General features: G+C 39.8%; 2 protein-coding genes. Both read left to right on the plus strand.

The window, feature by feature from the left end:
• Positions 1-471 precede the first annotated feature (471 nt).
• Positions 472-1,152 carry a transglycosylase SLT domain-containing protein gene (locus ACFO4R_RS08705; RefSeq protein ID WP_379788705.1) on the plus strand — a complete coding sequence of 227 codons (681 nt, stop codon included), beginning with the start codon at positions 472-474 and terminating at the stop codon, positions 1,150-1,152.
• Positions 1,153-1,309: 157 nt separating this feature from the next.
• Positions 1,310-1,939 carry a histidine phosphatase family protein gene (locus ACFO4R_RS08710; protein ID WP_379788706.1) on the plus strand — a complete coding sequence of 210 codons (630 nt, stop codon included), beginning with the start codon at positions 1,310-1,312 and terminating at the stop codon, positions 1,937-1,939.
• Positions 1,940-2,128 lie beyond the last annotated feature (189 nt).

The following is a 2,128-nucleotide window of genomic DNA, read 5'->3' on the forward strand; positions in this document are numbered from 1 at the left end:
TTGATTGGACCGGTTTTCAAAGAGATTTTTTGTTGTTTGTGGACCATTTTTAGATTAGCATATACAGAATCAAGTTGAAAAAATAGAAAGAATTTAATGACAAAAAATCATGAGAAGTAAACATTTGAAATTTTTCATTCAAAAAAATCGAAAAATTTTGTTTGAATATCTTCAATTTGAGGTAACAAAAAAGAAAAAATACAATGAAAGCATTTGAAATAGATGATTATACAAAAACTACAAAAATAACACAAATGTAATACAAATGTTTTATTTTGCAATTTTACTTGCAAAAATCAAGAAACTGATTTAAAATGTTAAAATGATTTTGCATCTATAGATGCAAAATCATTTTAATGTTGTTCAGTTTGAAGATAAGTAAACTTTTTTGTTTGGTTTGCTTTCATCCGTACCGAGATGATGGATTCAAGAAGAAACAAAGATAGAAAGATGGAAAGGAGAGTGATAAAAATGTATGGATGCACAAAGATTTTCGGGATCGGATCGATAAGAAGGATCACAGTTTTTTTGTTGACGCTGTGTATGCTCACACATACCTCGTTTGCAGAAAAGGTCGTATTTCCACCCAGAATCGAGAGGGCCGTGGTCAATGCCTCAAAAAGGCAGGACATCCCTGCAAAATACATTTTTGCCATGATACTTGTAGAAAATGATGAGTTTGATCCTTATCTACGTTCCGTTACCCGAGACAGTGGAATCACGCAGATCAACGATGCCTTATTGGATGATTTTCATTCTGCGGGGTTTGAAGATGTATATGACGTTGAAGATAATATCGAATTTGGTTCTATGAGGTTGAAGTGGGCCTATGAAAAATATCAGGATTGGCATCAGGCTTATATGGTGTACAACATGGGAGAAGGACGGGCGAAGTGGTTGTTTCGTAGGGGGATCTACCAAAGTCGATACAGCAGGAAGGCAATGAAAAAACTTTCGAACAAGGATCACTGGGTCTTGGAAGATCCCTCGGTGATAGGAAGGGTGTATGAGATAAGGATTCTTCCCGGGCTGTTGGCGAAACAGCTTCCTAAGGAGTCAGAGTACGAAAGAGCTTTGAGCGAGATAAAAGATTTGAACTTCGCTAAGATATTTTTGGCCCCGAAGAGAAAATTCGATGTTGTAAAGAAATAGGATGGCTGGAAAAACAGAAAAATCTTAGAAAAATCAATCGAAAAAAAGACGAAACATTGCCTGTGTTTCGTCTTTTTTTCTGGTTTCGGTTTATTCCATTGTATGGTAAGATAATAAAGATATAGCGATGTATAAAATGTGAGGAGGAAACTTACAGATGTTGGATTTATATATTACAAGGCACGGACAGACGGTATGGAACATAGAAAGAAGGTTTCAAGGAAGGCATGATTCGGACCTGACCGAACTTGGAAGATTGCAGGCATCTTTGCTGCACGACCGGATTAAAGATCTGGGACTTAATGTGATCTACACTTCTCCTTCAAAACGGGCATGGGATACTGCGATGTTGTTAAAGAAGGAGCTGGATATCCCGGTCTACAAGGCGGAAGAACTCTACGAGATGGGCTTTGGAGAATGGGAGGGGAGGGTACTTGAGGATGTGATGAAGGAAAACGCCCGCCTTTATTCCCGGCTGATACAGACTCCGAGCAAGTATGTTCCGGTGACCGGAGAGAGCTTTGAAGAGCTTTTCGAGAGAACGAGTTCTTTTATCGGAAGGATAAAAGCGGAACACGGCGGACAGAAGGTCCTTCTCGTAACACACGGGATAACGAGGAAGGCGATTATGTCGTTGTTTCAAGAAAAGAGCATCGATGAGTTTTGGCAGTCGGAGAATATAGCCAAGCAGACGAGCTTGACCCACGTTCAGATCTCCAAGGACGGCAAGGGAGAGGTGCTTATGAACAACGATTATACGCACTGGAAGCATCTGGAGGAGAAGTAATACCGATAAGGGAGGATCGGCTGTCAATGGCGGCCGATCTTCGGTCTTTGAGTTTTTGTTGTTTTGGAGAGGTGGCGGATCATTCGAAAAAAGGCGAAATTCAGTTTTTTGTGGACGGGCATATTATCGAACGTGTTGGTTTTAGAGGTTTTTTATTTTTTGAAACGAAGGGGTCCATCATTTTGTGTC

This window comes from Filifactor villosus (genome assembly GCF_042652965.1).
Taxonomy (GTDB): Bacteria; Bacillota; Clostridia; order Peptostreptococcales; family Filifactoraceae; genus Filifactor; species Filifactor villosus.